Origin of the sequence: Streptomyces sp. ACA25, assembly GCF_028200735.1 — a bacterium.
GTDB lineage: Bacteria > Actinomycetota > Actinomycetes > Streptomycetales > Streptomycetaceae > Streptomyces.
Window position 1 is genome coordinate 1 of sequence record NZ_JAQKPV010000076.1, and the last position, 822, is coordinate 822.

General features: G+C 68.7%; 1 protein-coding gene. It reads left to right on the plus strand.

Annotated elements, in window-relative coordinates:
* Nucleotides 1-56 precede the first annotated feature (56 nt).
* Nucleotides 57-822, plus strand: a 766-nt coding sequence (locus tag PJ985_RS23225; RefSeq protein ID WP_333909896.1) for an acyltransferase domain-containing protein, incomplete at its 3' end; no start/stop codon positions are given.

An 822-nucleotide genomic window follows, 5' to 3' on the forward strand; every position in this document is an offset into this window, starting at 1 on the left:
TGGCTGGTTTGGCTGCTTTGGCGCAGGGTGCTGAGTTGCCGGGTGTGGTGCGTGGTGTGGCTGGTGGTGATGGCCGGGTGGCTTTCGTTTTTGCTGGTCAGGGTTCGCAGTGGGTGGGTATGGGGGCGGAGTTGTTGGATGCTTCGCCGGTGTTCGCTGCGCGGTTGGCGGAGTGTGCTGAGGCGTTGGCTCCGTTTGTGGAGTGGCGGTTGCTTGATGTGGTGCGGTCCGGGGTGGGGCTGGATCGGGTGGATGTGGTGCAGCCGGTGTTGTGGGCGGTGATGGTGTCGCTGGCTGAGGTGTGGCGTTCGTACGGTGTGGTGCCGTCGGCGGTGGTGGGGCATTCGCAGGGGGAGATCGCGGCGGCGTGTGTGGCGGGTGCGTTGTCCTTGGAGGATGGCGCGAAGGTGGTGGCGTTGCGGGGTCTGGGCCTGGTGGATCTCGCGGGTACGGGCGGGATGCTGTCCGTTGCCGTGTCCGAGGCCAAGGTGCTGGAGTTGCTGGGGCCGTGGGCGGGCCGCGCTGTGGTCGCTGCCGTGAACGGGCCGGCTTCGCTGGTGGTTGCGGGTGAGGCGGCTGCGTTGGATGAACTGGCTGTGCGTTGTGGGGAGTTGGGGGTGCGTGCCCGGCGGGTCGCGGTGGATTACGCGTCCCACTCGCCCGCGGTCGACAGGCTGCGTGACGGCCTTGTCGCCAGCCTCGCCGACATCTCGCCCACCGCGGGTACCGTCCCGCTGTTCTCGACCGTGACGGGGGACTGGGTCGACGGCGGTGCGCTGGACGCCGGTTACTGGTACCGCAACCTCCGCGAGCCCGTCCGCT